The 24,600-nt window shown below is 70.4% G+C and carries 21 protein-coding genes; 11 read left to right on the top strand and 10 right to left on the bottom strand.

The features are described from left to right. On the top strand, positions 1-1,218 hold the full coding sequence (locus tag QMO76_RS04455) for an aminotransferase class V-fold PLP-dependent enzyme (RefSeq protein WP_306359881.1): 1,218 nt from the start codon (positions 1-3) through the stop codon (positions 1,216-1,218). Here QMO76_RS04455 and QMO76_RS04450 read toward each other — a convergent pair whose 3' ends face one another. Together QMO76_RS04450 and QMO76_RS04445 are read right to left on the bottom strand one after the other, a co-directional pair. Next, entirely contained in the window at positions 1,219-2,088 is an 870-nt protein-coding gene (locus QMO76_RS04450) for a class I SAM-dependent methyltransferase (protein WP_306359880.1), read from the bottom strand. A 106-nt stretch (positions 2,089-2,194) separates the two neighbouring features. Continuing rightward, on the bottom strand, positions 2,195-4,387 hold the full coding sequence (locus QMO76_RS04445) for an MMPL family transporter (protein WP_306359879.1): 2,193 nt from the start codon (positions 4,385-4,387) through the stop codon (positions 2,195-2,197). 160 nt (positions 4,388-4,547) lie between these two features. Between QMO76_RS04445 and sigJ the strand changes: the two genes are divergently transcribed. Further along, positions 4,548-5,444, top strand: a complete 897-nt coding sequence (gene sigJ, locus QMO76_RS04440) for an RNA polymerase sigma factor SigJ (protein ID WP_306359878.1) — start codon at positions 4,548-4,550, stop codon at positions 5,442-5,444. Here sigJ and QMO76_RS04435 read toward each other — a convergent pair. Then, positions 5,399-5,569 carry a hypothetical protein gene (locus QMO76_RS04435; RefSeq protein WP_306359877.1) on the bottom strand — a complete coding sequence of 57 codons (171 nt, stop codon included), beginning with the start codon at positions 5,567-5,569 and terminating at the stop codon, positions 5,399-5,401. The two genes, sigJ and QMO76_RS04435, sit on opposite strands and share 46 nt — an antisense overlap. A 4-nt stretch (positions 5,570-5,573) precedes the next feature. Further along, on the bottom strand, positions 5,574-6,593 hold the full coding sequence (locus QMO76_RS04430) for a hypothetical protein (RefSeq protein WP_306359876.1): 1,020 nt from the start codon (positions 6,591-6,593) through the stop codon (positions 5,574-5,576). Between the two features lie 368 nt (positions 6,594-6,961). Here QMO76_RS04430 and QMO76_RS04425 point away from each other — a divergent pair, with 368 nt between their 5' ends. Beyond that, the gene (locus tag QMO76_RS04425; protein WP_306359875.1) at positions 6,962-7,327 is read left to right on the top strand and encodes a hypothetical protein; all 366 of its coding nucleotides are present in this window, start codon (positions 6,962-6,964) and stop codon (positions 7,325-7,327) included. A gap of 34 nt (positions 7,328-7,361) precedes the next feature. On the opposite strand, the gene QMO76_RS04420 is transcribed toward QMO76_RS04425, so the two are convergent. Together QMO76_RS04420 and QMO76_RS04415 are read right to left on the bottom strand one after the other, a co-directional pair. Continuing rightward, on the bottom strand, positions 7,362-9,176 hold the full coding sequence (locus tag QMO76_RS04420; RefSeq protein ID WP_306359874.1) for a hypothetical protein: 1,815 nt from the start codon (positions 9,174-9,176) through the stop codon (positions 7,362-7,364). 58 nt (positions 9,177-9,234) lie between these two features. Next, the gene (locus tag QMO76_RS04415; RefSeq protein WP_306359873.1) at positions 9,235-9,603 is read right to left on the bottom strand and encodes a VOC family protein; all 369 of its coding nucleotides are present in this window, start codon (positions 9,601-9,603) and stop codon (positions 9,235-9,237) included. 172 nt (positions 9,604-9,775) lie between these two features. On the opposite strand from QMO76_RS04415, the gene QMO76_RS04410 reads away from it, so the two are divergent. After that, positions 9,776-10,696, top strand: a complete 921-nt coding sequence (locus QMO76_RS04410) for a LysR family transcriptional regulator (RefSeq protein WP_306359872.1) — start codon at positions 9,776-9,778, stop codon at positions 10,694-10,696. A 106-nt stretch (positions 10,697-10,802) separates the two neighbouring features. Next, complete coding sequence (locus QMO76_RS04405) at positions 10,803-11,555, top strand: SDR family oxidoreductase (protein ID WP_306359871.1); 753 nt, start codon at positions 10,803-10,805, stop codon at positions 11,553-11,555. A gap of 42 nt (positions 11,556-11,597) precedes the next feature. Here QMO76_RS04405 and QMO76_RS04400 read toward each other — a convergent pair whose 3' ends face one another. Beyond that, positions 11,598-12,959 (bottom strand): carboxylesterase family protein, encoded by a 1,362-nt coding sequence (locus tag QMO76_RS04400; RefSeq protein ID WP_306359870.1) that lies wholly within the window; start codon positions 12,957-12,959, stop codon positions 11,598-11,600. Positions 12,960-13,059: 100 nt separating this feature from the next. Here QMO76_RS04400 and QMO76_RS04395 point away from each other — a divergent pair, with 100 nt between their 5' ends. Next, positions 13,060-13,638: a TetR-like C-terminal domain-containing protein gene (locus QMO76_RS04395; RefSeq protein ID WP_306359869.1), complete on the top strand. Its 579-nt coding sequence runs from the start codon at positions 13,060-13,062 to the stop codon at positions 13,636-13,638. Positions 13,639-13,744: 106 nt separating this feature from the next. Here QMO76_RS04395 and QMO76_RS04390 read toward each other — a convergent pair whose 3' ends face one another. Beyond that, positions 13,745-14,926, bottom strand: a complete 1,182-nt coding sequence (locus QMO76_RS04390) for a cation:proton antiporter (protein WP_306359868.1) — start codon at positions 14,924-14,926, stop codon at positions 13,745-13,747. Between the two features lie 551 nt (positions 14,927-15,477). On the opposite strand from QMO76_RS04390, the gene QMO76_RS04385 reads away from it, so the two are divergent. Further along, on the top strand, positions 15,478-17,133 hold the full coding sequence (locus QMO76_RS04385) for a S8 family serine peptidase (protein ID WP_306359867.1): 1,656 nt from the start codon (positions 15,478-15,480) through the stop codon (positions 17,131-17,133). A gap of 7 nt (positions 17,134-17,140) precedes the next feature. Here QMO76_RS04385 and QMO76_RS04380 read toward each other — a convergent pair whose 3' ends face one another. Further along, positions 17,141-17,929 carry an IclR family transcriptional regulator gene (locus QMO76_RS04380; protein WP_306359866.1) on the bottom strand — a complete coding sequence of 263 codons (789 nt, stop codon included), beginning with the start codon at positions 17,927-17,929 and terminating at the stop codon, positions 17,141-17,143. A gap of 104 nt (positions 17,930-18,033) precedes the next feature. Here QMO76_RS04380 and hutH point away from each other — a divergent pair, with 104 nt between their 5' ends. The 4 genes from hutH to QMO76_RS04360 are packed head-to-tail and all read left to right on the top strand — an operon-like array spanning position 18,034 to position 23,735. Next, complete coding sequence (gene hutH, locus QMO76_RS04375; RefSeq protein WP_306359865.1) at positions 18,034-19,578, top strand: histidine ammonia-lyase; 1,545 nt, start codon at positions 18,034-18,036, stop codon at positions 19,576-19,578. Then, complete coding sequence (gene hutU / locus QMO76_RS04370) at positions 19,575-21,224, top strand: urocanate hydratase (RefSeq protein WP_306359864.1); 1,650 nt, start codon at positions 19,575-19,577, stop codon at positions 21,222-21,224. The genes hutH and hutU overlap by 4 nt, the downstream gene beginning before the upstream one ends. Positions 21,225-21,228: 4 nt before the next feature. Beyond that, positions 21,229-22,443: an allantoate amidohydrolase gene (locus QMO76_RS04365; RefSeq protein WP_306359863.1), complete on the top strand. Its 1,215-nt coding sequence runs from the start codon at positions 21,229-21,231 to the stop codon at positions 22,441-22,443. Continuing rightward, positions 22,440-23,735: a formimidoylglutamate deiminase gene (locus QMO76_RS04360; RefSeq protein ID WP_306359862.1), complete on the top strand. Its 1,296-nt coding sequence runs from the start codon at positions 22,440-22,442 to the stop codon at positions 23,733-23,735. Before QMO76_RS04365 ends, QMO76_RS04360 begins: the two co-directional genes overlap by 4 nt. Here QMO76_RS04360 and QMO76_RS04355 read toward each other — a convergent pair. Then, positions 23,732-24,544: a DUF4389 domain-containing protein gene (locus QMO76_RS04355; RefSeq protein WP_306359861.1), complete on the bottom strand. Its 813-nt coding sequence runs from the start codon at positions 24,542-24,544 to the stop codon at positions 23,732-23,734. The genes QMO76_RS04360 and QMO76_RS04355 overlap by 4 nt on opposite strands. Positions 24,545-24,600 lie beyond the last annotated feature (56 nt).

Below are 24,600 nucleotides of genomic sequence, written 5' to 3'. Positions count from 1 at the left end.
ATGACCACCATGACGAATCCGGGCGAGGTGCTGCACCGCCTCGTGGACTGGCAGCGGGGGTTGCGGGCGCAGTTCCCGATCATCGCGAACAATCCGGGACTGGCGTATCTGGACAGCGCGGCCACCACACAGAAGCCGACGGCGGTGCTCGATGCCGTCACCGAGTATCTGACCACCGGCAACGCCAATGCCGGGCGCGGCTCCTACCCGTGGGGCACCGCCACCGGCCGACGAATCGACGCCGCCCGCGACCGCATCCGGCAGACGCTGGGCGACAACGGCTCCGAGTCGACGGTCGAGTTCGTCGACGGCACCAGTGCCGGGCTGCGCGCGGTGGCGCGGGACTGGCTGGCGGAGCTGCTCACCGACGGTGACGAGATCATCGCCCCGTTCGGCGATCACGAAGCCAATCTGCGGCCCTGGCTGGACCTGCGGGACAGCCTGGCGCGCAGCGGTATTCGAGTCACCGTGCGGCCCATGCCGGTGGACCCCACGTCCGGGGACTACGACCACCGGGCACTGCCGTCCATCGTGACCGACCGGACCCGCTTCGTCGCCGTGACCCATGTGCACCATGTGTTCGGCGTCGACCTGAATGTGCACCGGGTGCGCGCCGCGGTCGGCCCGGACGTGCCGATCTGCCTGGACGCCGCGCAGAGCGTCGGGCATCGGCCGGTATCGGTGGCCGACCTCGATGTCGACTTCGTCGTGTTCTCCGGGCACAAGTCGCTGGCGCTGCCCGGCGTCGGCGCGGTGTGGGCGCGCAACCGGCGCGGCCCCCGCTTCGCGCTGCGGGGCTGGGCTGGCACGCCGAATACGACCGGCATCGTGAGCCTGGCGGCCGCCTTCGACTGGCTCGACGCGGCCGGACCGGCCGAAGTCGGGGCTTGGAACACCGCCCTCGCGGCCCGCCTCACCGACGGCCTCTCCCGGCTGGCGGGGGTGCGGGTGCTTGGCTGTCAGCGCAGTCTCGACGCCGATTCCCCGGTGCAGCGCCGAGAGGGCATCGTGACCTTCCGGCATGCGCGGGTCCGGTCGGACGATCTCGGTTTCGTCCTCGCCGACGAGGGCATCATGGTGCGCGCCGACAGCCACTGCCAGGCCGGTCGGGATTCCGACGACCACGCGGTGCGGGTCAGCATGCACGTCTACAACACACCGGAGGAGATCGACCGGGTGCTCGAGGTGGTGCGGCGCTGCGAGGAGATGGCGAGCTGACTACGCCCCGGGCCGGCGTCCCCGCCAACCGGTGCGGGCGGTGAGCAGGGCCAGGTCGTGACGGTGACCGAGCCACGCGCCGTCGTCCGGGTCGAGCAGCCGCTCCCACGCGGCGGCATCGTCGGCGGTCAGGAACGGCCCCGCCCGGCCCACCCGCGCCGCCAGCTCGGCCAGCACCACCCCGCGCACCTCGGCGGGCAGCGGCGCGGGAATGTCGACCAGTTCGGTGTAGGCGGTGACATCGGTGAGCCCGGCGCGGGCGAGAATATCGGCCCAGCCCCGACCCGGGCGTTTCGCGCCCGCCCGGCCGAAGAACCACTGGGTGAAATGCCGGTCGTGGGCCTCGTCCAACCGGATCTCCAGTCCGGGACGGCCGATGCCGGTGTCCCAGGGCAGGCAGCGGGTGGGCAGTCCGCCCTCCGCCAGGCACAGCACGCCGCCCGGCCGCAGCATGCCGACCAGTGCCCGGGTCGCGGCATCCCAGTCGCGGGCGTGGTGCACGCACCACGACGACCACACCGCGTCGGCGGCTTCGGGCAGCGGCGGCGCGCCGTCCTCCACATCGTGCAGGACCGGCCGGATCCGATCGCCGACACCGGCGTCGTGGGCCGCCGCCACGGTCGCCTCGAGCATGGCCGGATCCAGGTCGACGGCGTAGACCCGGCCGTGCGGGCCGACGGCGTGGGCCAGCGCGACGGTGGCGGTCCCGGCTCCGGGACCCACGTCGGCGACCACGGCACCGGTCGTGACGCCCAGCGGGGCGAGCAGGCGCAGGGTCGCGTCGAGGAATACGGCCTCGGCGGCCGCCGGATCGTCGGTGGATGTCCCGGTCCCCGGGCTGCCCGTCCGCCGCTGCGCGCTGATCGTCACGCGGCGATACTACTGAACATCGTTTTCAATGCGAAGTCGACGCGGCGTCGGCGTTTCCGACCGGGTGCGAACACCGCGGCCGGAAACGCGCGTACCGGGGCGATCGCTACACGCTCACCCGCTGCCCGGCGTCGACGCCGTCGCCCTCCCGAATACCGAAGCGGGCGTGCAGATGTCGCAGCGGTGCGGGCGACCACCAGGTCCACCGGCCGCCGAGCCGCATGGCCGCGGGCAGCAGGAATCCCCGGATCAGGGTGGCATCGGCGAGCACCGCCAGCGGCAGCCCGATGCCGAACGCCTTCATGAAGGTGATGTCGGAGACCAGGAAGCCGAGGAACACCACGGAGATGAGCACCGCGGCGGCGGTGACGATGCGGCCGATGCGTTCCAGACCGCCGGCCACGGCCGCGGTCGGATCGCCGGTGCGCTCGTACTCCTCGCGAATGCGGGCGAGCAGGAACACCTGGTAGTCCATGGCCAGGCCGAAGGCCACCCCGAACAGCATGACGGGGACGGTGGCGGTGAGGGTGCCGGTGACGGTGAAGCCGAGCAGTCCGGACAGATGGCCGTCCTGGAAGATCCAGACCAGTGAGCCGAAGGTCGCGGTGAGGCTCAGGCAGCTCAGCAGCACCGCCACCACCGGCAGGAACACACTGCCGGTGAGCAGGAACAGCAGCACCATCATGGCGGCGACCACCACCGCCAGCGCGAGCGGAAGCCGTTGCACCAGTGCGTCGGTCGCGTCCAGGCTGACCGCCGCGACGCCGCCCACCAGCGCCTCGCCGGGAGCATCGACCGCGCGAATGTCTGCGACCAGCGTCTCCAGCGTCGCGGCGTCGTCGGTATCGGGCACCACGGTGAGGAAGGCGCCGCCGTCCGCGCCGTACCGGGCGTGCGCCGCGGTCGGCGAAACCACCTGTGCGCCATCGGAGTAGCCGCCGGAGAGGGTGTCGATCCGCTGCACATGCGGCAGTTCCGACAGGCGCGTGGCATATGCGCCGAGGTCGGCGTCGAGCCGGGGCAGCACCACGGTCAGCGCGTTCTGCTCGCTGGTGTCGAAGTCGGCCCGCACGGTTTCGGCGACCTGCCGGGCGCTGGAGGATTCGGGCATGGACCGCTCGTCCGGGAAGCCCAGTTTCAGCCCGAGGAACGGCGATCCGACCGCGAGCAGCAGCGCGATCACCGAGACCGCGACGGTACCGGGCCGCCGCATGACGAACATGGCGAGCCGATGCCACCGGCCCTCCTGCACGGCCCGGGAGTCGTTGTCGGCTTTACGGATTCGCCACTTGTCCACCCGCCGTCCCAGCACCGCCAGCAGGGCGGGCAGCACGGTCAGGGAAGACAGCGCCGCGATCAAGGCCACCGCGATACCCGCGAGACCCACCGACCGCACCGCCAGCAGCGGGAAGAACAGCAGCCCCGACAGCGCCACCGCCACGGTGACCGCCGAGAACGCGACGGTTCGTCCCGCCGACCGCATGGTCGTGGCCAGCGCCGGACCCGGTTCGGCCCCCGCCGTGAGCTCCTCGCGGTAGCGGCTCACGATGAGCAGGCTGTAGTCGATGGCCAGACCCAGCCCCAGCAGCGTCGCCACGTTCATCGACAGCGACGACAGCTCCGTCATCCCGGCGAGCAGCCAGATCGCCCCCATGGTGAGCAGCACCGTGACCATCGCGACCAGCAGGGGCAGCAGCGCCGCCAGCACACTGCCGAAGACGAACAGCAGGGCCACGAGCGTGATCGGGAATGCGATGGACTCGCCCGCGATGGCGTCGCGCTCGCTCTGCTCGAACATCTCGCGCTGCAACATGGCGTAGCCGCCGACCCGCACCTCCAGTCCGTCGTGCGCCCCGGCGTAGCGCGGGGCGATATCGGCGATCCGCTCGTCGATGTGGTCCGGGTCGCCGAGGATGGTCGCGATCACCACTGCGCGATCGCCGCCGGAGCCGCGCAGCACCGGCGGCTTGCCCGCCGTCCAGTAGGACGTCACCCCGGTGACGTCGGGTTCCGCGCCGAGGCGCGCGGTGAGCGCCGTGGCCGCGGCGGTGGCGTCCGGGTCGTCGACCGAACCCGGCGTCCGCACCAGCAGCACCAGATTCGGTTCGCCCTGGCCGAACTGGTCGCTCAGGATGTCCGCGGCGGCGCGGGATTCCGCTCCCGGATCATCGAATCCGCCGCCTTTCAAACGGTCGAACAGGGTCGCGGCCGCGACGCCCGCCAGCAGCACGGCGATCGTGGCCACGACCAGCACCGCCCGCCGATGGCGTGCGCACAGGCTCGTCGTTCTCTCCAGCACCTGGGTCTCCTCCCGTCGGCCGCCGCACCGCGGTGGCACGTATGAGAGACGGGCGGGAGTGGTGAACGTGACGGGCTGCGATGCGGATCACATGCGGCCGCGATGTCACATTTCGCGGTGCGCCGACCCTCCTAAGCTCGACACCGTCAGAGGAGGAGATGTGACCGACACCGCCGCGGACACCGCGACCAGGACCTTCGCCGAACATCGAGATCTGCTGTTCGCCCTGGTCTACAACCTGCTGGGCAGTATCGCCGATACCGAGGACGTATTGCAGGAAACCTGGCTGTCCTGGCTGCCGCGGTATCGGAGCGGTGCGGACGAGATCGCCAATCCGCGTGCGTACCTGGTGCGCATCGCGGTCAATGCCGCCCTGGCGCGGCAGTCGGATATCGCGCGCCGACGCGAAACCTACATCGGCCCCTGGCTGCCCGAACCGCTGCTCACCGCCGACGCCGATTCCGCTGATGCCGCGCTGCGCACCGACGCGGTATCCATGGCCATGCTCGTGGTGCTGCAAACCCTGACCCCGCTGGAACGGGCGGTCTTCGTCCTGCACGAGGTCTTCGGGTATCGGCACGCCGAGATCGCCGCCATGGTCGGCCGGGAGCCGGCCGCCGTGCGGCAGCTCGCGCATCGCGCCCGATCCCACGTGCAGGCCCGCCGCCCCCGCTTCCGCGCCGACCCGGTCGTGCAGCGGCGGGTGACCGAACGGTTCCTGGACGCGCAGCGGGGCGGCGAGCTGTCCGCCCTGATGGATTTGCTCGCGCCCGACGTCGTGTTCCATTCCGACGGCGGCGGCCGCATCCGGACCGCCTTGCGTCCCATCGAGGGCGCGGCCAAGGTCGCCCGCCTGCTCACCGGCTCCGGTGTCCGCGGCACCATGGCCGAACTCGACTTTCGGCTCGGCCACATCAACGGTGAGCCCGCCGTCATCTGCTTCCGCCGGGGTGAGCCCTACGGTGTGGGGGTACTCGACATCGATCCCGAGACCGAGCGCATCCGCAGCATCTACACCATCGGCAATCCGGACAAACTCACCAGCATGGCGCGCTGAGCCGTATCGAGGACGCCGAGTGTGTCGCCGACGTTCTCCACGAATCGGTCCGGATCGATATCCATCTCGGTGATCGCCCGGGTGGTGGTGTCGTCGACTTCCCGGCGTGCGCGCTGCCGACGCATTCCCCTACGGCCGCGGGGCGGTCGACGAGATCGCCGCGCTGAACTCCACCACGGGAACCTCGATCTCACCCCACGGTGTGGGGACGGTTCCGGGGCTGACCCGCACCGGCGGGATACCCCGCGGTGTTTGCTGGGGGTCGCACCAGGTGGGGCGCGGTTGAGGCGCTGAGGGGAAGTCGTTGCACCCGAAGCTGTTTCCGCCCGGATCGTGGTCGTCATCGTCGTCGTGATCCCCGCCGTCGTCGATCGGCCCGCCGGGGAAGCCGGGGTAATGGGGAAGCCAGTGGAACCACGGCCCGCCGGGGAAGGCCGGATCCCAGGGGAACAGCGGTCCTCCGGGCATGCCGTGCCGGGGCAAGTTGTCGGACTGCGGGGGGCTCGGGGGTGCGGTCGGCTCCTGCGGTTCCGCGGGGAGGGGCGGTTCCGCGGGGAGCGGTGGCTCGCCGGGTTGCACGGGAAGGTCGGGCAGATCGATGCCGTCCTCGTCGCCGGGTCGGCCGTGACCGGGGCCGCCGGTTCCGTGACCGATACCGTTGTCCGAATCGCGGTCGTCGCGCTCCCCCGCGGGACCGTCGCCATGGCCGCCGCCGAAACCGGGGGCGTCGGGGATCGTGCCCCCGAGACCGGGGCTGTCGATGCCGGGGTCGCCGAATCCGTCGTCGTCGGTATCGCCGCCGAAGCCCGGGCCGCGCCCGTCCCCGTCGCCCATGCCGGGTGAGCCGCCGCCCGGAAAGTCACCGGGGGAACGGGAGGGGTCCGACCGGTTGTCGCTGTCGAATCCACCCCCGTCGAATCCACCCCCGTCGAATCCACCCCCGTCGAATCCACCGCCGCTGTCGCCAGCGCCGGTATCGCTGTCACCCGCGGAGTTGTCGGCACCCGGGGCGGCCGTCGCCATGGCGGCGATGCGCATGCCACCGGCGAACCCGGTGGTGACACCGGCGGGGATCAGGCTCAATGAGGCCGCGATCGCCGTGGTGGCCAGCAGTTTCGGTGTGCGGCCACGCTGTCTCGCAGTGCGCATACCCGTCTCCGTTCATCGGATGCCCTCCGTGTCATAGCGCCGAAGGGGCGGAACTACTTACCCATCAAACGTACCACTGTTTAGCGGCACATTAAATGACGCGTCCTTGGGGGTTGAAATGCTGCCACCTGAACTATCCACCGCTCTCCGCGGTGTCGAAATGGATGACCAGGTACGGCTAGGTGGCGTATATCGCCAGGTGGAAGCCCCGTTGCAAGTTCGATGCCGCCTTCCCGGTGCTGGGAATAGTCCATGCCCTCTTAGGTGTGACACTACTTAATGCGCCGCCAACTAGCGGCAAGAAGCTACCGGATCGATCGGCCGCTCAGCCCGCCGATTCGACCGGACGGTACGAACGGAGCGATTCGATGACCAGCACCACGATGCCGACCACCCGGGCCCGCCGACTGCTGGCCGGTGCCACCCTCGCCTGCGCGCTGACCGGCGTGGCCTTCGGCGCGGGCGCCGGAGCCGCGAGCGCCGCGCCCGACAAGGACTTCGGCGATTCGACCGGATGGGATCACATCGACCCGCGCGGTTTCCACCACTCGTTCTCCGACCCCCGGGCGCGGGCCGAGCGGGACCAGGCGCGGCGCGACCACTTCCCCGACTCCTTCGGTGAGCAGGCCGAGGCGGCCAACAGCTCCGGCGGCACCACCACCACCTGGACTCCGGCTAACCGCGACGACGGTTCCGGGTGGGTCGTGTGCAAGCCGATGGCCCGGTTTTGCTGACGCGTCCCGCCCGTCGGCTCGGTTGTCCCGGTATTCAGTTGTCCCAGGACGCGACGCCGACCGGCCCGACGCCGACGCACACCGTGAGTCCCGGCGTGAGCGCGCCGATCCGGAGCGCGCGGCCGCTGCCGGCGGTCCGCACATAGACGGTGTTCAGTCCGCGCCGGATCGGAACGGTCACCCAACCGCCGTGTTCCAGGGCGACGGTGATGCTGCCGTCCGCGCTGGCGAGGTAGTTGAGCTGGGTGGTCCATTCGTGGTCGAGCAGTGGGCCATCGAGCGGAAGAACGGCGGGTGTGGTGCCGTGCACGCGGTATCCGCAGTCGCGGTCGGGTCCGGGGCTGATGCCGCGGTTCCACCACACCTGGGCGTCGACGATCGCGCCGGTATCGGTGATCATCCGTAGCCGGGGCGTGGAGGTGGCGAAGGCGTCCGCCGGTGCGACGGCGGACAGCACCCGGCTGATCAGGTTCTGCGGATAGGCCGTCGGATTCAGCACCTGCCACGGCACTTCTTGTTCCAGCAGTGGTTCCTGCTGCCAATCACGCAGTGCCGCCTGCGTATTCGCGATGTAGGCGCGCGCCGGGTTGGGTTGCCAGCTGCGTACGAAGGTGTAGGTGGACCAGCAGCAGCTCAGGGCGAACACCGTTGTCACGGCAATGGCGGCACGGGAGCGCCCACGGGTGACGCGGCGGGCGTGCGCCGACAGGACCAGGGCCAGTGCCGCGGCCAGCACCACCGTCGAGTCGGCGAAATAGCGCAGTGACCGGAGCAGTTCCGCCGCGGCGGTATTCGGTCCGCCGCGCGCCAGCACGATCGGCAGTTGGGCGAGCACGATATAGGCGGCGACCACCAGCCATACCGCGAGCACGCGATGGCGGGCGCGGATGGTCACCGCCACCACCGCGGCCAGCGCGAACCAGGCCGCCACCACCGCCCAGTCCGGCGGATCCGCCCACGGTGTCGCCGGAGGCCAGCGCTCCCAGCGCCAGGGTCCGCCGAACAGCGCGGGCGCGACATCCAATGCCGCTGTCCCGGAGAGGAATTCCCGGGTCTCGGTACTGCCTCCGGATATCCGGGGCAGGCCGACCACCGCGAGATACGCGATCGACCAGCAGGCCAGCAGCAGGCCGGAGCCGATCCACAGCGCCGCTCCCCGCCGCGCCACCGTGCGCACCGGCGCGGCCCGGCCGTCCACATACCGGACCAGCACCGCGAAGGCGAAAGCCGTGAACGGGACTATCGCCGCCTTCTCGAAGAACAGCAGCGCCACCGCCGACACCGCGATCCCCGATATCGCGTACCGTCGCCGTCGAGTCCGCACCAGCAGCACCGCATCGGCGATCACCCAGGCGAGCGCGCCCTGCAACGGCAGCGCGTTGAGCGCCGCCGACCACCACGCGAAAGCCGGAATCGTCAACGGGCAGAACGCATAGAACACCAGCGGCACCAACACCGCCCACCGCACGCCCAGCAGCACCAGTAGCATGCGCAGCACGGCCACCGACGCCACGAGTTGCAGCAGCACCATGGAGGCCGCCGCCACACTCCATTCCAACGGGGCCACCGCCGTCACCACCCACGAGGTGGCGAAGGCCAGCGGCATGAAATGGCCGTCGTGGTCGTAGCGCAGCAACTCCGCCGACCACACCGGATGCTCGGCCGCCCGGCTCACCAGAATGAAATCGTCCCAGTAGAAGTACCCGGACCCGGCGACCCACCCCCGAACCACCAGCTGCAACACCACCACACCCACCGCCGCGACCACGACCGGCCGCACCCGCGGCCTGCGGTGCACCGATTCCGCGTCCGCATCGGCTCGCGACAGGTCGATCGTGACGGTGTCCATGCCGCCCCACCGTAACGCGCGTACCGGCCGGACGGCGTGCAGCCCGCGGCGGCCCCGACTATCCGGCGGGCATCCCGTCCGCACCGCCGAGTTCGGTGTAGAGGCTGAGCCGGTTGCCGTCGGGATCGCTGAACTCGCAGTAGTCCACCAGGCCCTCGACGTGGACCATCGGGTCCACGTCGACTCCGAGCCCGACCAGCCGGTCCCGCTCGGCGTGCGCATCGGCCACCGCGAACCGCAGCACCCAGGGCCCGCCGACATCCTCCCCCTCGCCCAGTTGGAGCCACCAGCCACCCATGTCGTACTCGGCCACGCCCTCGATCGGCTTCAGATCCGGTCCGGAGCGGTCCAAGATCCGCTCGTACCAGCGAGTGGCCGCCGCCAGATCTCGGACGGGAATGTTCACGGTCACCTCTGTGGGGTTCATATCGGTTCCTTCCATGCGGAGACGAACGGTCGACTATTCCTTCGACGAATGGCAAGGCCGGGAATCGACAGCCACGTTCCGATGATTGCGGCTGATTGCGGCGCGGTTCGCGAGATGCGGGTGGCGCGGTCGTACGGCGAGCGGTACCGAACCGGCCGGTAGCATCCCGCCCATGCTGAATTCCGCGCTGTCGCCGCTCGGGGAACCGCTGGATTCGCGGCGGTTGCAGCAGTTTCTGTGTGTGGCGGAGTCCGCCGGCTTCAGTCGGGCCGCTGCGCGTCTGCACGTGAGCCAGCAGGCGCTCAGCAGTTCGATCGCCAAACTGGAGGGGCAGCTGGGGGTGGAGCTGTTCGACCGGTCCGGTCGGCAGGTGCGGTTGACGGCGGCGGGGGAGGCCCTGCGGGAGGGGGCGTCGGTGCTGTTGGCGGCGGGGCAGGTGCTGGCACGGCAGGTGCGGGACGCGGCGGCGGCGCAGCGGCGGCCGTTCGTGGTGGCGCATACGCCGGCCATCACCGCCGACGAGGTGCACGGGGTGCTGGAGCCGGTGCGCACGGGGATGCCGGAGGTGTCCGTGACGGCCGTTCAGATGTTCCCGAAGGAGCTCGAAGCGGCGGTGCTGGACGGCCGCGTCGATCTCGCGCTGCGACGGGGCACGACCGTGCCCGCCACGCTGGCCTCGGCGGTGATCGCCTACCACCCGCTGCGCATCGCGGTCGCGAACGGGCATCCGCTGGCCGAACGCCGTACCGTCGCGGTCGGTGAGCTGCGCGCGGAGCGAATCGTCGTGTGGGCGCCGCCGGGGGCGTCGTTCTACACGGACTTCATTCTGAGTACCTGTCGCCGTGCGGGTTTCGAGCCGTCGCTGGTCGTCGACCGGATCCAGGGCACGACACCGGTGACGGCCGTGCTCGACTATCCGGACGCGGTCGCCTTCGTCACCGCGCCGCCCGGCCCCGCCCTCGGCGACCGGGTGCGGGTCGTCGAGATCGAGCATCCGCCGCTGGCCCCCGTGCAGGCCGTGTGGCTGCCGCACACCCGATCGGCGATTCGTGACCTGCTGACCACGGGCGATAATCCGCATATGCTCAGCTAACAAGTAGTTCTTGTAGGTTGACCAAAAACTTCTGTTTCCCATTTGTGGGTCACGCTTCTAGCGTCGGAACCGGAAGATCTCCGAATTCCGAACGAAGGACTCTCCTATGAGCAACACGTTGGCAGGTAGGTCGGCGGTCGTGGCCGCGGGTGCGAAGAACCTCGGTGGGTTGATCAGCAACTCCCTGGCGGAACGGGGTGCGAATGTGCTGGTGCACTACAACAGTGCGAGCACCGAGGCCGAGGCGGACAAGACCGTCGCCGCCATCGAGGCGCTCGGCCGCAAGGCGGTCAAGTTCCAGGCCGACCTGACCGTTCCGGCGAATGTCCGGCAGCTGTTCGACGCGGCCGTCGATGCCTTCGGCACGGTGGATGTCGCCGTCAACACGGTCGGCAAGGTGCTGCGCAAGCCGATCGCGGAAACCACCGAGGCCGAATACGATTCGATGTTCGACATCAATGCCAAGGCCGCCTACTTCTTCCTCCAGGAGGCCGGTAGACGGCTCGCGGACAACGGCAGCATCGTCACCGTGGTGACCTCGCTGCTGGCCGCGTTCACCGACGGCTACTCCACCTACGCCGGTGCCAAATCCCCGGTGGAGCATTTCACCCGCGCCGCCGCGAAGGAGTTCGCCGCCCGCGGCATCTCGGTCAACAATGTGGCCCCCGGCCCGATGGACACCCCGTTCTTCTACCCGCAGGAAACCCCCGAGCGGGTGGAATTCCACAAGTCCCAGGCCATGGGCGGCCGCCTCACCCGCATCGAGGACATCGCCCCCCTGGTGGAATTCCTGGTCACCGACGGCGGCTGGATCACCGGTCAGACCATCTTCGCCAACGGCGGCTACACCACCCGCTGACCCGGCCGCCCCGTCGCGCGAACGCCCCCGTCGATCCGCCGATCACCTCCGCGTGTTCGCTGTGCACCCGTATGCCTTTCGTGGTCGGGGGAAGGGGAAGTCGGTGTGGGAGCCGACGGTGTGCGGGTGCCAATCCAGCGGATCGGTGGTGCCCGAGCGCACGAATTCACCCCAGGCTCGGCGCATGGGCGCGCCCAGCGTGTCGATACGGTCGAAGGGGAGGCCGTGCAGCATGGGTGCGGCGCGCCACGCGTCGGCGTCACCGAACAGCAGTGGCAGGTCGATGCAGTGGCAGGCGCCGAACGGCGCGTTCGGGGCCAGCGGTTCGACGCGGTAGCGGTGGACCACCGCCCCGGCGGCGGTGAGTTCGTCGGCGAAGCGCCGGGAGGGTTCGTCGAATACCCTGCGTCCCAACGCATTCGACACCGATGCCGCGATGAGCCCGCCGACGAGCGGGACCCCGCGCACCGCCGCGAAGATCGGATGCGGGCCGTGGAAGGCGGCCATCTCGTGCCGGGTGTGGCCGATGATCACCCGCAGCTCAGGAGCCCGGCTCCGCAGCTCGTCGCGCCACGACTCCCGGTCCGGCAGCGGGTCCACCCCGGAGATCGGCAGGAACGGTGGTGCGGCATTGAGCCCGCCGGGTCCGGCCAGCTCTCGCACCGCCGCCCCCTGCGCCCGCATCACGGCCTCGACCGGCGCGGTGCGCGGATCGTCGTCGAGCCGGTCGAGCACCGCCCGCCCCGCCCGTTCCGCGCGTTCACGGTCGGGAAAGGACAGTCCCAGCGGTGCGCTCTGCAGAATGGCGCGGTGGAACAGCGGCCGGGTGCGCGGGATCCCGAGCAGCGCCGCGATGGACTGTCCACCCGCGGATTGCCCTGCGACGGTGACCTGCTCGGGATCACCGCCGAACTCGGCGATGGTGTCGCGCACCCATTCCAGGGCCGTGATCTGGTCGAGCAGGCCGAGATTGCCCGGCGACACACCCGGAGCGCGTAGATATCCCAGCGCACCGAGCCGATAGTTGACCGCGACGACCGCGATGCCGGTCTCGCGTACCAGTCGCCGTGCCCCGTACCACGCCCAGGAGCCGCTGCCGGACAGGTATGCCCCGCCGTGCAGCCAGACCAGCACCGGCAGCGTGCCCGGCGCGGCATCGGCCGGGACGGTGACCGTCACCGACAGGCAGTCCTCGGATCGCGGCAGCGCCTCCGGCGCGCCCATGACCGCTTCCATGCGCGAAGGGGTCTGCGGCGCAATGGATACCGGTCCCATCGTGGGATCGGACGGGCGGAGACGGCGGGGTGGCTCGAAACGCCGTGCGTGGGCGTAGCGCACGCCGCGGAAAACGGCCACGCCGTCGGTGATCTCACCGCGCCAGCGGCCGGAGGGGGTAGTCGCCATCGACATGATTCCTCGCTTCTATCGCAAGCTGACTTGCGATATGGCCACCGTAGGACGCCTCCGCCGGAAACGCAAGAGCACTTGCGATAAGGTGCGCAGGATGGACAAGCCGAAGCCCCCGCAGCTCCGCGGCGTGAAGTTGCAGCGAGCGGTACTCGACGCGACCATCGCCCGGCTCGAGGCGGTGGGCATCGACCAGGTGCGCATCGCCGATGTGGCGGTCGCGGCGGGCGTGCACGAGACCTCGATCTACCGGCGCTGGCGGACCCTCGCCCGGCTGCTCGCCGATGCGCTGGTCTCGCGCACCGCCGCCGAGGTGCCGATCCCCGACACCGGTTCGGTCCGCACCGATCTGGTGGAATTCACCACCGCCCTGGCTCGTTTCGTGGCGACCCCCACCGGAACCGCCCTGGTGCGCGGCACCGTGCTGGCCGACGACGACCCCGAGGTCGCCGCCATGCGCGAGGAGTACTGGCGTCAGCGCCTCGCGGCCTCGGAGCAGATCGTGCGCCGCGCCCAGGCCCGGGGCGAGGTCGCGACCACAGCCGACCCGCGCACGGTCGTGCTGACGCTCGGCGGCTTGGTCCACATGCACGCCACCCACCTGGGCCGCGAGGTCTCACCGCAGACGATCCGCACCGCGGTCGACATGATCGTCGACGGAATCGCGGCAGCGTGACCGCGAGCCCGGACCGCCGCCGAAACGCATCGAGCGGGTGATCGGGTCGGCGGTGCGGAGCGCTCGGCCGGAATGGCTCGGGCAGTCCGCCGAGTTGGACGACCCGCTAGGCGCTGACCCGCGCCGGTGGCGAGAAGGTGCGCAGCAGCGGTTCCACCACGCGGGCGGCGATCGGTCCCAGCACCGCCATGAGCAGCACGTAGGTGGTCGCCAACGCCGCGAATTCGGCGGGTACGGCACCGGCCGCGACCGCCAGACCGGCGATGACGATGGAGAACTCGCCGTGTGCCACCAGCGCCGCGCCCGCCCGCGCCCGGCCGTTGCGGGAGGCCCCGGCGCGGCGGGCGGCCCACCAGCCGGTGAAGAGTTTGGCGGCGGTGGTCACCACGGCCAGCGCGACGGCCCAGCCGAGCACGGGCGGGATGCTGCTGGGGTCGGTGCTCAAACCGAACAGGACGAAGAACAGCGCGGCGAACAGGTCGCGTAGCGGTTCCAGGAGTTTGGCGGCATTGTGCGCCGTCGATCCCGAGATCGCGATACCGAGCAGGAACGCGCCCACCGCGGCGGAGACCTGGAGGGCGGATGCGACCCCGGCGATCAGCAGCGCCGCGCCCAGCAGCTTGAGCAGGAAGATCTCGCGGATATCGCTGTCGACGATCATGGACACGTATCGGCCGTAGCGCAGCGCCACCACGAGCACCACGGTGACCGCCGCCAGGGCGATGCCGACCGACTGCAACCCGGCCAGGAAGCCGATCCCGGCCAGGACCGCGGTGAGCACCGGCAGGTATCCGGCCATGACGAGGTCTTCGAACACCAGGATGGACAGAATGGTCGGCGTCTCCCGGTTGCCGAGTCGGCCGAGGTCGTTGAGCACCTTCGCGACGATGCCGGAGGAGGAGATGTAGGTGACGCCCGCCATGGCCACCGCCCCGGTCACGCCCCAGCCCAGCCACAGCGCCACCAGTACGCCCGGGGTCGCGTTCAACACCAGATCGACCACGCCCGCGGCCCAGGATCTGCGCATTCCCGTCACGAGTTCGCTTGCGCTGTACTCCAGTCCGAGCAGCAACAGCAGCAGCACCACGCCGATCTCACTGGCGAGATGGATGAATTCGTCGATGTGGTCGAGTTCGACCAGCCCGCCGGTGCCGAATACCAGCCCGCCGATGAGGTACAGCGGGATCGGCGACATGCCGATCCGCGCGGCCAGCCGTCCGAGCAGTCCCAACCCGAAGAAGACCGCGCCCAGTTGAATGAGTGCGAGCGCGGTTTCGTGTGCCACCATCTACTTTCAGCTATCCCGTCACAGTCATGGCGGCGGGTGGGGCATCAGCCGTTGTCGCGGAGTGTTCTCCGTCCAGACCTCCCGGCTCGCTCGATGGTAATGATTCCGTAAAGAATTCGGTTTTGCAAACCGAACGGCCTGGTCGGCCACAGACTTCCGGCCAATGCCGACCGGTAGCCATCCTTTCCCCGCGCGGCAACGAATAGCGATCACCGCACGTGTGGGTCGGGCCACACCGGCCGACACGTGAATCACCTTGTTCCATAACGCATCTTCACGAAGGAGGAATACCCATGATCCCGCGCTTCATCGATGACGTCACCTCGGCAATCAACAACCTCCTCGCCTGGCTGCTGATCCCGTAGGCGAGCCGCCGCCCGGGGCAGTCGCCGCCCCGGGCGGATTCCCACCCCCGTACGCCTCCCGGGAGGCTCGCGCGGTGGCCACGGCGTGTCCGCCGCGATTCGAGTACTCGGATGCTCGGTGCATCGCGGTGTGCCGGGGCCGCGTTCTACCGTGGATCCGGGGTCGCAGGGCGAAACGGAGTCATCATGCCTACCGCGAATTTCGGGACGAAGGACGAACCCGGTTTCGAACTCGAGCAGAGTCCGGATCTGATCGTGGTGCGCGCACGGTACGGGCGCGGAGTGCCATTGCAGACGGGATCGGTGCGCACGCCCGTCAGCGCGGTGCTCGAGGACGCGCACCTCATGCAGAGCTACCCCGAGGCGGGGGTCGAGGTGTATCGCATCCCACCCGGGTCCGGGACGGTCGAGGAACGCAAGACACGCTTGAACGCCGCGCCCGAGGTGCGTTTCGCCGGACACGTGCTGGTGGATCCGGTCGGCGACGAACCCGTGCTGTACACCGAGAACATCTTCGTGAAGTTCGTCGACGAGGCCGACCCCGGCGACTGCGAGGAAGTGCTGCGCGATGCCGGGCTGTCCATCAAGCATCGGGTGGGCTACGCCGAGAACGCCTACTTCGCCGCCGCTCCGGAAGGCACCGGGCAGCGGACCTTCGATATCGCGAACACGCTGCTGCGGCGTGCCGATGTCGTCTACGCCCATCCCGAACTGATCCGCCGTCGCGCCCGCAAGGCCGTCTTCGCCCCGCAGTGGCATCTGCGCACCACCGTCATCGGCGGGGTGACCGTGGACGCGCACGCGAATGTCGAAGCGGCCCATGCCCTCACTCGCGGCGCGGGCGTGACGGTGGCCGTCATCGACGACGGCGTCGACATCGACCATCCGGAGTTCGCCGGTACCGGCAAGGTGGTCGCGCCGCGCGACGTCACCCTGCGCACCGACGATCCCCGCCCGAAGGACCCATTCGGCACCGGTCCCGACTTCGGCGACAATCACGGCACCGCGTGCGCGGGTGTGGCCTGCGCCGATGGCGCGCTCGGCGCGTCCGGCGTTGCTCCCGCCGCCGCCCTCATGCCTATTCGCCTGGTGTCGGGCCTCGGTTCCCAGGCGGAGGCGCAGGCTTTCCAGTGGGCGGCCGACCACGGTGCGGACGTCATCTCGTGCAGCTGGGGTCCGGCCGACGGCCTGTGGTTCCGGCCGGACGATCCGGCCCATCAGCGGGTGGTCCCGATGCCCGCCAGCACCCGACTCGCCATCGACTACGTGATCACCGAGGGCCGCGGCGGCAAGGGCTGCGTCATCTGCTTCGCCGCGGGCAACGGCAACGAGTCCGTCGACAACGACGGCTACGCCAGCCACCCCGCCGTGATCGCCGTCGCCGCCTGCAACGACACCGGAAGGCGCAGTGTTTACAGCGATTTCGGCAGGGCGGTGTCATGTTCGTTCCCCAGCAACGACTTCGGTCACGCGCCCTTCGGCCATCCCGAGCCCCTCACCACCGGCATCTGGACCGTCGACCGTCGCGGCGCGGACGGCTACAACCCCGGCGATCCCGAATGGGGCGATGCCGCAGGGCATTTCACCAACAGTTTCGGCGGTACCTCGAGCGCCTGCCCGGGTGCGGCCGGAGTCGCGGCGCTGGTGCTGTCGGTGCGTCCGGACCTGACCCGGCAGCAGGTCAAGGATGTGCTCGAGGGCTCCTGCGATCGAATCGACAGCTCCGGCGGCGGCTACGACGAGGCGGGCCACAGCGCCGTGTACGGCTTCGGCAGGCTCAACGCGCTGGCCGCGGTCCAGGCCGCTCAGGCCGCGGTGCCCGGTCCGGTACCGGTGGTCTGACCCGCGTTCATCCGCCCGGAGGACGGCCGCCGATGGCGGCGGTCACGGCCGCCGCGGCGGTGCGCAGCGGGGCGGCCAGCTCCGGCCAGCTGTGGCCGCATTCGATCGCCTCGTCCGGGCAGTGGTGGCGCAGGGTGAGCCCGAGTGCGGCGATGGGCCGCCCGCCGTGGTCGAACACCGCGTCGGCGACGGTGGCGAAACCCGGCGTGATGTAGCCGTCCTCGACCGCCCAGCCGCGCGCCGCCTCCGCGCGCAGCAGGCGGCGCAGCGCCCGCAGATCACGCGGCCCCCGGGTGGTGCGCATGGGAAACGCGGCCGGTCCCGGAAAGAGCGCGCGCACATGCTTCGGCGTCAGATGTCCGAGGATGGCGCGCCCGGTGGCGGTCAGGTGGGCGGGCAGTCGCACCCCCACATCGGTGACCAGGGTCTGCGGGCGCGGCGGCCGCTGCTCGATGAGGTACAGCGACTCGTTGCCGTGCAGGATGCCGAGGTGCCCGGTGCAGCCCACCGCGTCGACCAGTCCGCGCAGCAGCGGAGCCGCCACCCGCTCGAGCGGATCGTGCCGCAGGTAGGCGGACCCGATCTCGAACGCGCCGATACCGAGCCCGTATCTGCGTTCGGCCGCCAGGTAGGCCACGTACCCGGCGGCCTGCAACTCGTTGAGCAGCTGATACGTGGTGGAACGGGGGATGCCGAGTTCGCGGGCGATCACCGCGGCGGGCACCGGATGCGGGCGCTGCGCGAGCAGTCCGAGGATGCGCAGACCACGTCGCAGCGCCGGAATGTCACCGCTCATCCGCCATCACCTCACCCGTCCGCGGTCCATTCTGTCTGAAATACCAGACGAAACCCGGCCCGGGGTGCTCGATCGCGGCGGCCCGAAGCGTTGGAATGGTGCCCATGACGATCGGAATCCAGCGGGTGCTGGTGAGCGCGGACCCTGTGACGCGGTCGGAGGTGGTGGCGGTCGCGCGGCAGGGCGCGCGCGTGGAGCTCGCCGAACCGGATCTGGCTCGCCTGGCGAAGGTGCGCGGCCACATCGACGATCTGGCGCACGGGGAGCGGCCGGTATACGGCGTTTCCACCGGCTTCGGCGCGCTGGCCCTGCGGCACATTCCGCCGGACCGCCGCACCGATCTGCAACGCTCGCTCATCCGCTCGCACGCCGCGGGTGCGGGCACGCCGGTGGAGGCGGAGGTGGTGCGGGCCATGATGCTGCTGCGCCTGCGCACCCTCATGTCCGGGCACACCGGCGTGCGGCCGGAGACCGCGCGGGCGTTGGCGGCGCTGCTGGACAGCGGCCTGATCCCGGTCGTGCCGGAGTACGGTTCACTGGGCTGTTCGGGTGATCTGGCCCCGCTCGCGGCCGTGGCGCTGGCGCTCATGGGTGAGGGCTCGGTGCACGGTCCGGACGGTCCGCGCCCGATGGCCGAGGCCGCCGCCGCGGCCGGGCTCACCCCGCTGGTGCTGGCGGAGAAGGAGGGGCTGGCACTGACCAACGGCACCGACGGCATGCTCGGCATGCTGGTGCTGGCCATCGACGATCTGCACCGGCTGTTCGACGTCGCCGATCTGACCGCCGCCATGAGTGTGGAAGCGCAGTTGGGCACCGACCGGGTGTTCGCCGCCGATCTCCAGGCCTTGCGCCCGCATCCCGGGCAAGCCGTCTCCGCGGCGAATATGCGTGCGGCCCTGGCTGATTCGGCGATCGTGGCCAGCCACCGCGGCGACGACTGCCCACGCGTGCAGGACGCCTATTCGCTGCGCTGCGCTCCGCAGGTGCACGGCGCGGCGCGCGACACCCTGGCGTACGCGGAGACCGTGGCCGAGCGGGAACTGCGTTCGGCCGTCGACAATCCGGTGGTGCTCGAGGACGGCCGGGTGGAGTCCAACGGCAACTTCCACGGCGCGCCCGTCGCGTATGTGCTGGACTTCCTGGCCATCGCCATCGCGGATGTGGCGTCCATCGCCGAGCGCCGCACCGACCGCATGCTCGATGTGCACCGCTCGCACGGGCTGCCGCCGTTCCTGGCCGACGACCCGGGTGTCGACTCCGGCTACATGATCGCCCAGTACACCCAGGCGGGCGTGGTGTCGGAACTCAAGCGCTGCGCGGCCCCCGCCTCGGTGGATTCCATTCCGTCCAGTGCCATGCAGGAGGACCATGTGTCCATGGGCTGGGCGGCCGCACGCAAGCTGCGCCGCGCCGTGGACGGGCTGACCACCGTGCTGGCCATCGAATTGCTCACCGCCGCACGGGCACTCGACCTGCGCGCGCCGCTGCGGCCCGCGCCGGTGACCGGCGCGGTTCGGGATCTGCTGCGCACGCGGGTGCCCGGACCGGGGCCGGACCGTCATCTCGCCCCGGATATCGCGGCCGCCATCGAGCTGATCCGAACCGGTGCGGTCGACCAACTGCTGGACAAGGGGGTTTCGAACTCATGAGCAGGACGATCCGCGCCGCCCGCGGCACCGAGCGCACGGCGCACACCTGGCAGGCCGAGGCGGCGCTGCGCATGCTGCACAACAACCTCGATCCCGAGGTCGCCGAGCGTCCGGAGGATCTCGTCGTCTACGGCGGCACCGGCAAGGCGGCCCGGGACTGGTCCAGCTTCGACGCCATCGGCCGCTGTCTGACCGACCTGCGCGCGGACGAGACGCTGCTGGTGCAGTCCGGCAAGCCGGTCGGTGTGCTGCGCACCCACGAATGGGCGCCCCGCGTGCTCATCGCCAACTCCAATCTGGTGCCGGACTGGGCGACGTGGCCGGAGTTCCGGCGGCTCGAGTCCATGGGGCTCACCATGTACGGCCAGATGACGGCAGGCTCGTGGATCTACATCGGCACCCAGGGCATCCTCCAGGGCACCTACGAGACCTTCGCGGCGGTGGCGGCCAAGCGGTTCGGCGGCAGCCTGGCCGGAACCCTCACCGTCACAGCGGGTCTGGGCGGTATGGGGGGTGCGCAGCCGTTGGCCGTCACCATGAACGACGGTGTGGCGCTGTGCGTCGAATGCGATCCGGAGCACGCGCGGCGGCGAGTGGTGACGCGCTACCTGGACGAGATCGCCACCGACCTCGACGATGCGCTGGCGCGGGTGCTGGCCGCCAAACGGGAGCGGCGGCCGCTGTCGGTGGCCGTCATCGGCAATGCCGCCGAGGTGCTGCCGGAGCTGCTGCGCCGTGAGATCGACGTGGATGTGGTCACCGACCAGACCTCCGCCCACGACCCGCTCACCTACCTGCCGATCGGCGTGGCAGTCGAGGAGTGGGACGACTACGCGGCGCGCAAGCCCGACGAATTCACCCGCCGCGCGCGCGAATCCATGGCCGCCCACGTCGCCGCGATGGTGGGCTTCCTGGATCGCGGGGCCGAGGTGTTCGACTACGGGAACTCGATTCGGGGTGAGGCGAAGCTCGCGGGTTACGAGCGGGCCTTCGACTTCCCGGGTTTCGTGCCCGCGTACATCCGACCGCTGTTCTGCGAGGGCAAGGGCCCGTTCCGCTGGGTCGCGCTCTCCGGCGATCCGGCCGATATCGCCGCCACCGACCGCGCCATCCTGGAGTTGTTCCCGCACAACGAATCCCTGGCCCGCTGGATTCGCCTGGCGGGGGAGCGGGTGGCCTTCCAGGGGCTGCCCGCCCGCATCTGCTGGCTCGGCTACGGCGAACGGCACCTGGCCGGGCTGCGCTTCAACGAGATGGTGGCCAGCGGTGAGGTGTCCGCGCCCATCGTGATCGGCCGCGACCACCTGGACTGCGGTTCGGTGGCATCGCCGTACCGGGAGACCGAGGCCATGGCCGACGGCTCGGACGCCATCGCCGACTGGCCGCTGCTCAATGCCCTGGTCAACACCGCTTCCGGTGCGAGTTGGGTATCCATTCACCACGGCGGTGGCGTGGGCATGGGCCGGTCCGTCCATGCCGGACAGGTCATCGTCGCGGACGGCACCGAACTTGCCGCGCAGAAGATCGAGCGGGTGCTGAGCAACGACCCCGGCATGGGCGTGCTGCGTCACGTGGACGCCGGATACCCGGAGGCCGAGGACGTCGCCCGTGCCCGCGGCGTCCGGATTCCACTGTGGGACAGGTGATGCGGTGAGCACACGGGCGCCGTCCGCCAACGACCTGCTGGCCGAGATCGAACGTGTCGGCGCGGATGCCGCTCGCGGCGGCTATTCGCGGCACGTCTTCACCCCCGCCGACGGTGAACTGCGCGAGTGGTTCACCGCCGCCGCCCGCGCCCGCGGCCTCGAGGTGCACACCGATCGAAACGCCAACCTGTGGGCCTGGTTCGGGGCACCCGGGCGCAATGCCGTGGTCACCGGCAGCCACCTGGATTCGGTGCCGGGCGGCGGCGCCTACGACGGGCCGCTCGGGGTGGTGAGCGCCCTGGCGGCCGTCGATCTGCTGCGGGCGCAGGGCTTCACACCGCGCCGCCCGGTGGCCATCGTGGTCTTCGCAGAGGAGGAGGGCGGCCGTTTCGGGGTGCCGTGCCTCGGATCTCGCCTGCTCACCGGGACCCTGTCCCCGGCGGAGGCGCTGGCGTTGCGCGACGCCGACGGCACCACCTTCGCCGATGCCGCGCGCGCCGCCGGACGCCGCCCGGAGCATTTCGGCCGCGACGGTGAAACCCTCGGCCGCATCGGCGCCTTCGTGGAACTGCACGTGGAGCAGGGCCGCGGCCTGGTGCGGATGGACGCGCCCGTGGCGGTGGGCAGCAATATCATTCCGCACGGACGCTGGCGGTTCACCTTCACCGGACAGGGCAACCACGCCGGAACCACGCTCATGGACGACCGCCGCGATCCCATGCTGGCCGCGGCTGGGCTGGTGCTGGCGGTGCGGCGCTGCGCGGCGGCGGTTCCGGAGGCCCGAGCCACCGTGGGACGGTTGGTGCCGACCCCGGGCGGCACCAATGTCATCGCGTCCCGGGTCGATGTCTGGCTCGATGCCCGCCTGCCCGAGCCGGGCGATGTCCGCGCCCTGGTCGCGGAGATCACCGAGGCGGCCGCCGCTGCCGCGGATCTCGAGGGGTGCACCGTCGAGGTGCGTGAGCAGTCCTTCGAGGGCACCGCGGATTTCGACCCGGTGCTGCGGGACCGGCTCAGCGCGCTGCTCGGCGGCGCGCCGATCCTGCCGACCGGAGCGGGGCACGATGCCGCGGTATTGGCCCCCTTCGTGCCCACCGCCATGCTCTATGTCCGCAATCCGACCGGTATCAGCCACGCGCCGGAGGAGTTCGCCGAACCCGCCGATATCGATTACGGGACAGTGGAACTGGCCCGTGTCCTGCGGAGTCTGACCGAATGACCACGTACTGGTGCGAGCGAGCGTGGCTGCCCGGCGGCGTGGCGAGCGGGGTGCGCATCGACGTGGCCGACGGCGTCGTCGCCGCGGTGTCCACCGCCGCGCGGCGCGGTGGGACGGTGCTGTCCGGCCTGGTGGTGCCCGGCTTCGCGAACACCCACTCGCATGCCTTCCACCGTGCCCTGCGCGGGCGTACCCATGATGATCGCGGCAGCTTCTGGACCTGGCGCGACCGCATGTACGCGCTGGCCGAACGGTTGCGGCCGGATTCGTACTACCGGCTGGCCCGCGCGGTGTACGCGGAGATGGTGCTGGCGGGCTATACCAGCGTCGCCGAATTCCACTACCTGCACCATCCCGGTGGCGGGCAGCGCTACGGCGATCCCAACGAGTTCTCCCACGCGCTGGTCGCCGCGGCCGCCGACGCCGGTATCCGGCTGACCCTGCTGGACGTGTGCTATCTGGCGGGCGGCTTCGGACAGCCCACCGTCGGCGTGCAGCGGCGGTTCGACGACGGTGATGCCGACGCCTGGGCGCGGCGCATCGAATCCTTCCGTCCGGCAGGTGATCTCGTCATTCCCGGAGCGGCGATTCATTCCGTGCGGGCCGTCCCGGTCGACCAGCTGCCCACCGTGGTGGCCGCGGCCGCGGATCGCCCGCTGCACGTGCATCTCTCCGAGCAGCCGCGCGAGAACGCGGAATGCCTCGAACGCTACGGGTGCAGCCCCACGCGGCTGTTGGCCTCGGCCGGTGCCCTGACGCCGCGCACCGTGGCGGTCCACGCGACCCATCTGGATCCCGCCGATATCAGCGCGCTGGCCGAGAGCTGGGTATGTCTGTGTCCCAGTACGGAATCCGATCTGGGCGACGGTATCGGGCCCGCGCGGCGACTCGCGGACGCCGGGGTGCGGCTGTGTCTGGGGAGCGATTCGAACGCGGTGGTCGATCCGTGGTTCGAAACCAGAGCCCTGGAATGGCACGAACGCCTGGCCGCCGGTCGCCGCGGTCGCTTCGACCCGGCGGAATTGCTGTCCGCCGCCACCGGTCACGCCGCCTCGGGCTGGCTCGGGCCGGGGGAGATCGCACCCGGGTGGGATGCCGACCTGGTGGTCGTCGATACCGGCTCGCCGCGTACGGCGGGCGCGGATGAGACTGGAATCCTGTACGCCGCAACTGCTTCCGATGTCACCGATGTGATGGTCGCGGGCCGATGGGTGGTCCGTGGGCGAGCGCACCGCGACATCGATGATGTCGCGGCGGCACTGGCTACCGAAATCGCCGCGCTGACGACCTAATCGGTGTGTGAGGTCTCGACCGTATCGGTGTCGTCGTAGCCGGGCTGGGCGACGGACTGGCCGATGCCGGCCAGAATGCCCAGCACCAGCATGACGATGAGCAGAATCCGACCGCCCTTGGAAACCCACAGCGGCCGGGTGGGGGAGGCGACGGGCGGCTGTGCCGCCGCCAGCACCGGATCGGTGGGCTGGGTGCCGTCGCCGAAGGGGCCCTTCAGATAGGTGGGGGTGAGCAGATAGGCGTAGGCGCTGGTGCGCAATTGGGTGCGGATGACCGCGGCGGTGGCCTCGAACACCGGCTGCGGCATGCGACCGGTAATGAGGACGATGAGCCAGATGAACAAGGCGATGACGGTCCACCCGGTGGTCAGCCAGCTGGCGAAGACCATGATGGGGAGGGCCAGGATCAGGCGGAAGAGCACCGCCAAGCGGTTCAGTTCGGTCGGCTGATGGAACAGCACTCGGACCGGATAGTCGGTCGGATTCCAGGCGAAGGGCGGGTACGCGTCCACCAGCAGCATGCCGTAGCCGTAGACCCGGGTGCTGTAGGAGAAGTAGCCGCGGAGAAACTCCGTGCACCAGTCGGGGAGACGGCCGAGGACGAGCGCGCCGAACCAGCCGCAGATCACCACGACGATCGCGGCCAGCCCGAGCAGCCAGACGGCGATGGCCTGCGGAATGACGAGCAGCAGCCGGAACAGCACGGTCAGGCGTGAATGCTCTTCCGGCGGAAAGACATCCAGATCGATAGTGGGTTCCTCGACTGGAACGCCGGTTTCGGGTGCGGGATAGTTCTCGGGGCCAGTCATAATGGGACCTCCCGGGTCGACGTAGTCGGTGCGTTTCGATTCAGGCGAATGTAGCC

The organism is Nocardia sp. CC227C (assembly GCF_030767025.1).
Classification (GTDB): domain Bacteria; phylum Actinomycetota; class Actinomycetes; order Mycobacteriales; family Mycobacteriaceae; genus Nocardia.
This window is presented reverse-complemented; position numbering and strand designations above follow the sequence as displayed.

Excerpts from the sequence above, each read along its gene's own strand:
- QMO76_RS04385 (WP_306359867.1), top strand. The coding sequence starts at position 15,478 with ATGCCTACCGCGAATTTCGGGACGAAGGACGAACCCGGTTTCGAACTC.
- QMO76_RS04380 (WP_306359866.1), bottom strand. The coding sequence starts at position 17,929 with ATGAGCGGTGACATTCCGGCGCTGCGACGTGGTCTGCGCATCCTCGGA.
- QMO76_RS04420 (WP_306359874.1), bottom strand. The coding sequence starts at position 9,176 with ATGGACACCGTCACGATCGACCTGTCGCGAGCCGATGCGGACGCGGAA.
- QMO76_RS04405 (WP_306359871.1), top strand. The coding sequence starts at position 10,803 with ATGAGCAACACGTTGGCAGGTAGGTCGGCGGTCGTGGCCGCGGGTGCG.
- QMO76_RS04355 (WP_306359861.1), bottom strand. The coding sequence starts at position 24,544 with ATGACTGGCCCCGAGAACTATCCCGCACCCGAAACCGGCGTTCCAGTC.
- hutU (WP_306359864.1), top strand. The coding sequence starts at position 19,575 with ATGAGCAGGACGATCCGCGCCGCCCGCGGCACCGAGCGCACGGCGCAC.
- QMO76_RS04395 (WP_306359869.1), top strand. The coding sequence starts at position 13,060 with ATGGACAAGCCGAAGCCCCCGCAGCTCCGCGGCGTGAAGTTGCAGCGA.
- QMO76_RS04360 (WP_306359862.1), top strand. The coding sequence starts at position 22,440 with ATGACCACGTACTGGTGCGAGCGAGCGTGGCTGCCCGGCGGCGTGGCG.
- QMO76_RS04410 (WP_306359872.1), top strand. The coding sequence starts at position 9,776 with ATGCTGAATTCCGCGCTGTCGCCGCTCGGGGAACCGCTGGATTCGCGG.
- hutH (WP_306359865.1), top strand. The coding sequence starts at position 18,034 with ATGACGATCGGAATCCAGCGGGTGCTGGTGAGCGCGGACCCTGTGACG.
- QMO76_RS04415 (WP_306359873.1), bottom strand. The coding sequence starts at position 9,603 with ATGAACCCCACAGAGGTGACCGTGAACATTCCCGTCCGAGATCTGGCG.
- QMO76_RS04400 (WP_306359870.1), bottom strand. The coding sequence starts at position 12,959 with ATGGCGACTACCCCCTCCGGCCGCTGGCGCGGTGAGATCACCGACGGC.
- QMO76_RS04455 (WP_306359881.1), top strand. The coding sequence starts at position 1 with ATGACCACCATGACGAATCCGGGCGAGGTGCTGCACCGCCTCGTGGAC.
- QMO76_RS04435 (WP_306359877.1), bottom strand. The coding sequence starts at position 5,569 with ATGCGTCGGCAGCGCGCACGCCGGGAAGTCGACGACACCACCACCCGG.
- QMO76_RS04390 (WP_306359868.1), bottom strand. The coding sequence starts at position 14,926 with ATGGTGGCACACGAAACCGCGCTCGCACTCATTCAACTGGGCGCGGTC.
- QMO76_RS04430 (WP_306359876.1), bottom strand. The coding sequence starts at position 6,593 with ATGCGCACTGCGAGACAGCGTGGCCGCACACCGAAACTGCTGGCCACC.
- QMO76_RS04425 (WP_306359875.1), top strand. The coding sequence starts at position 6,962 with ATGACCAGCACCACGATGCCGACCACCCGGGCCCGCCGACTGCTGGCC.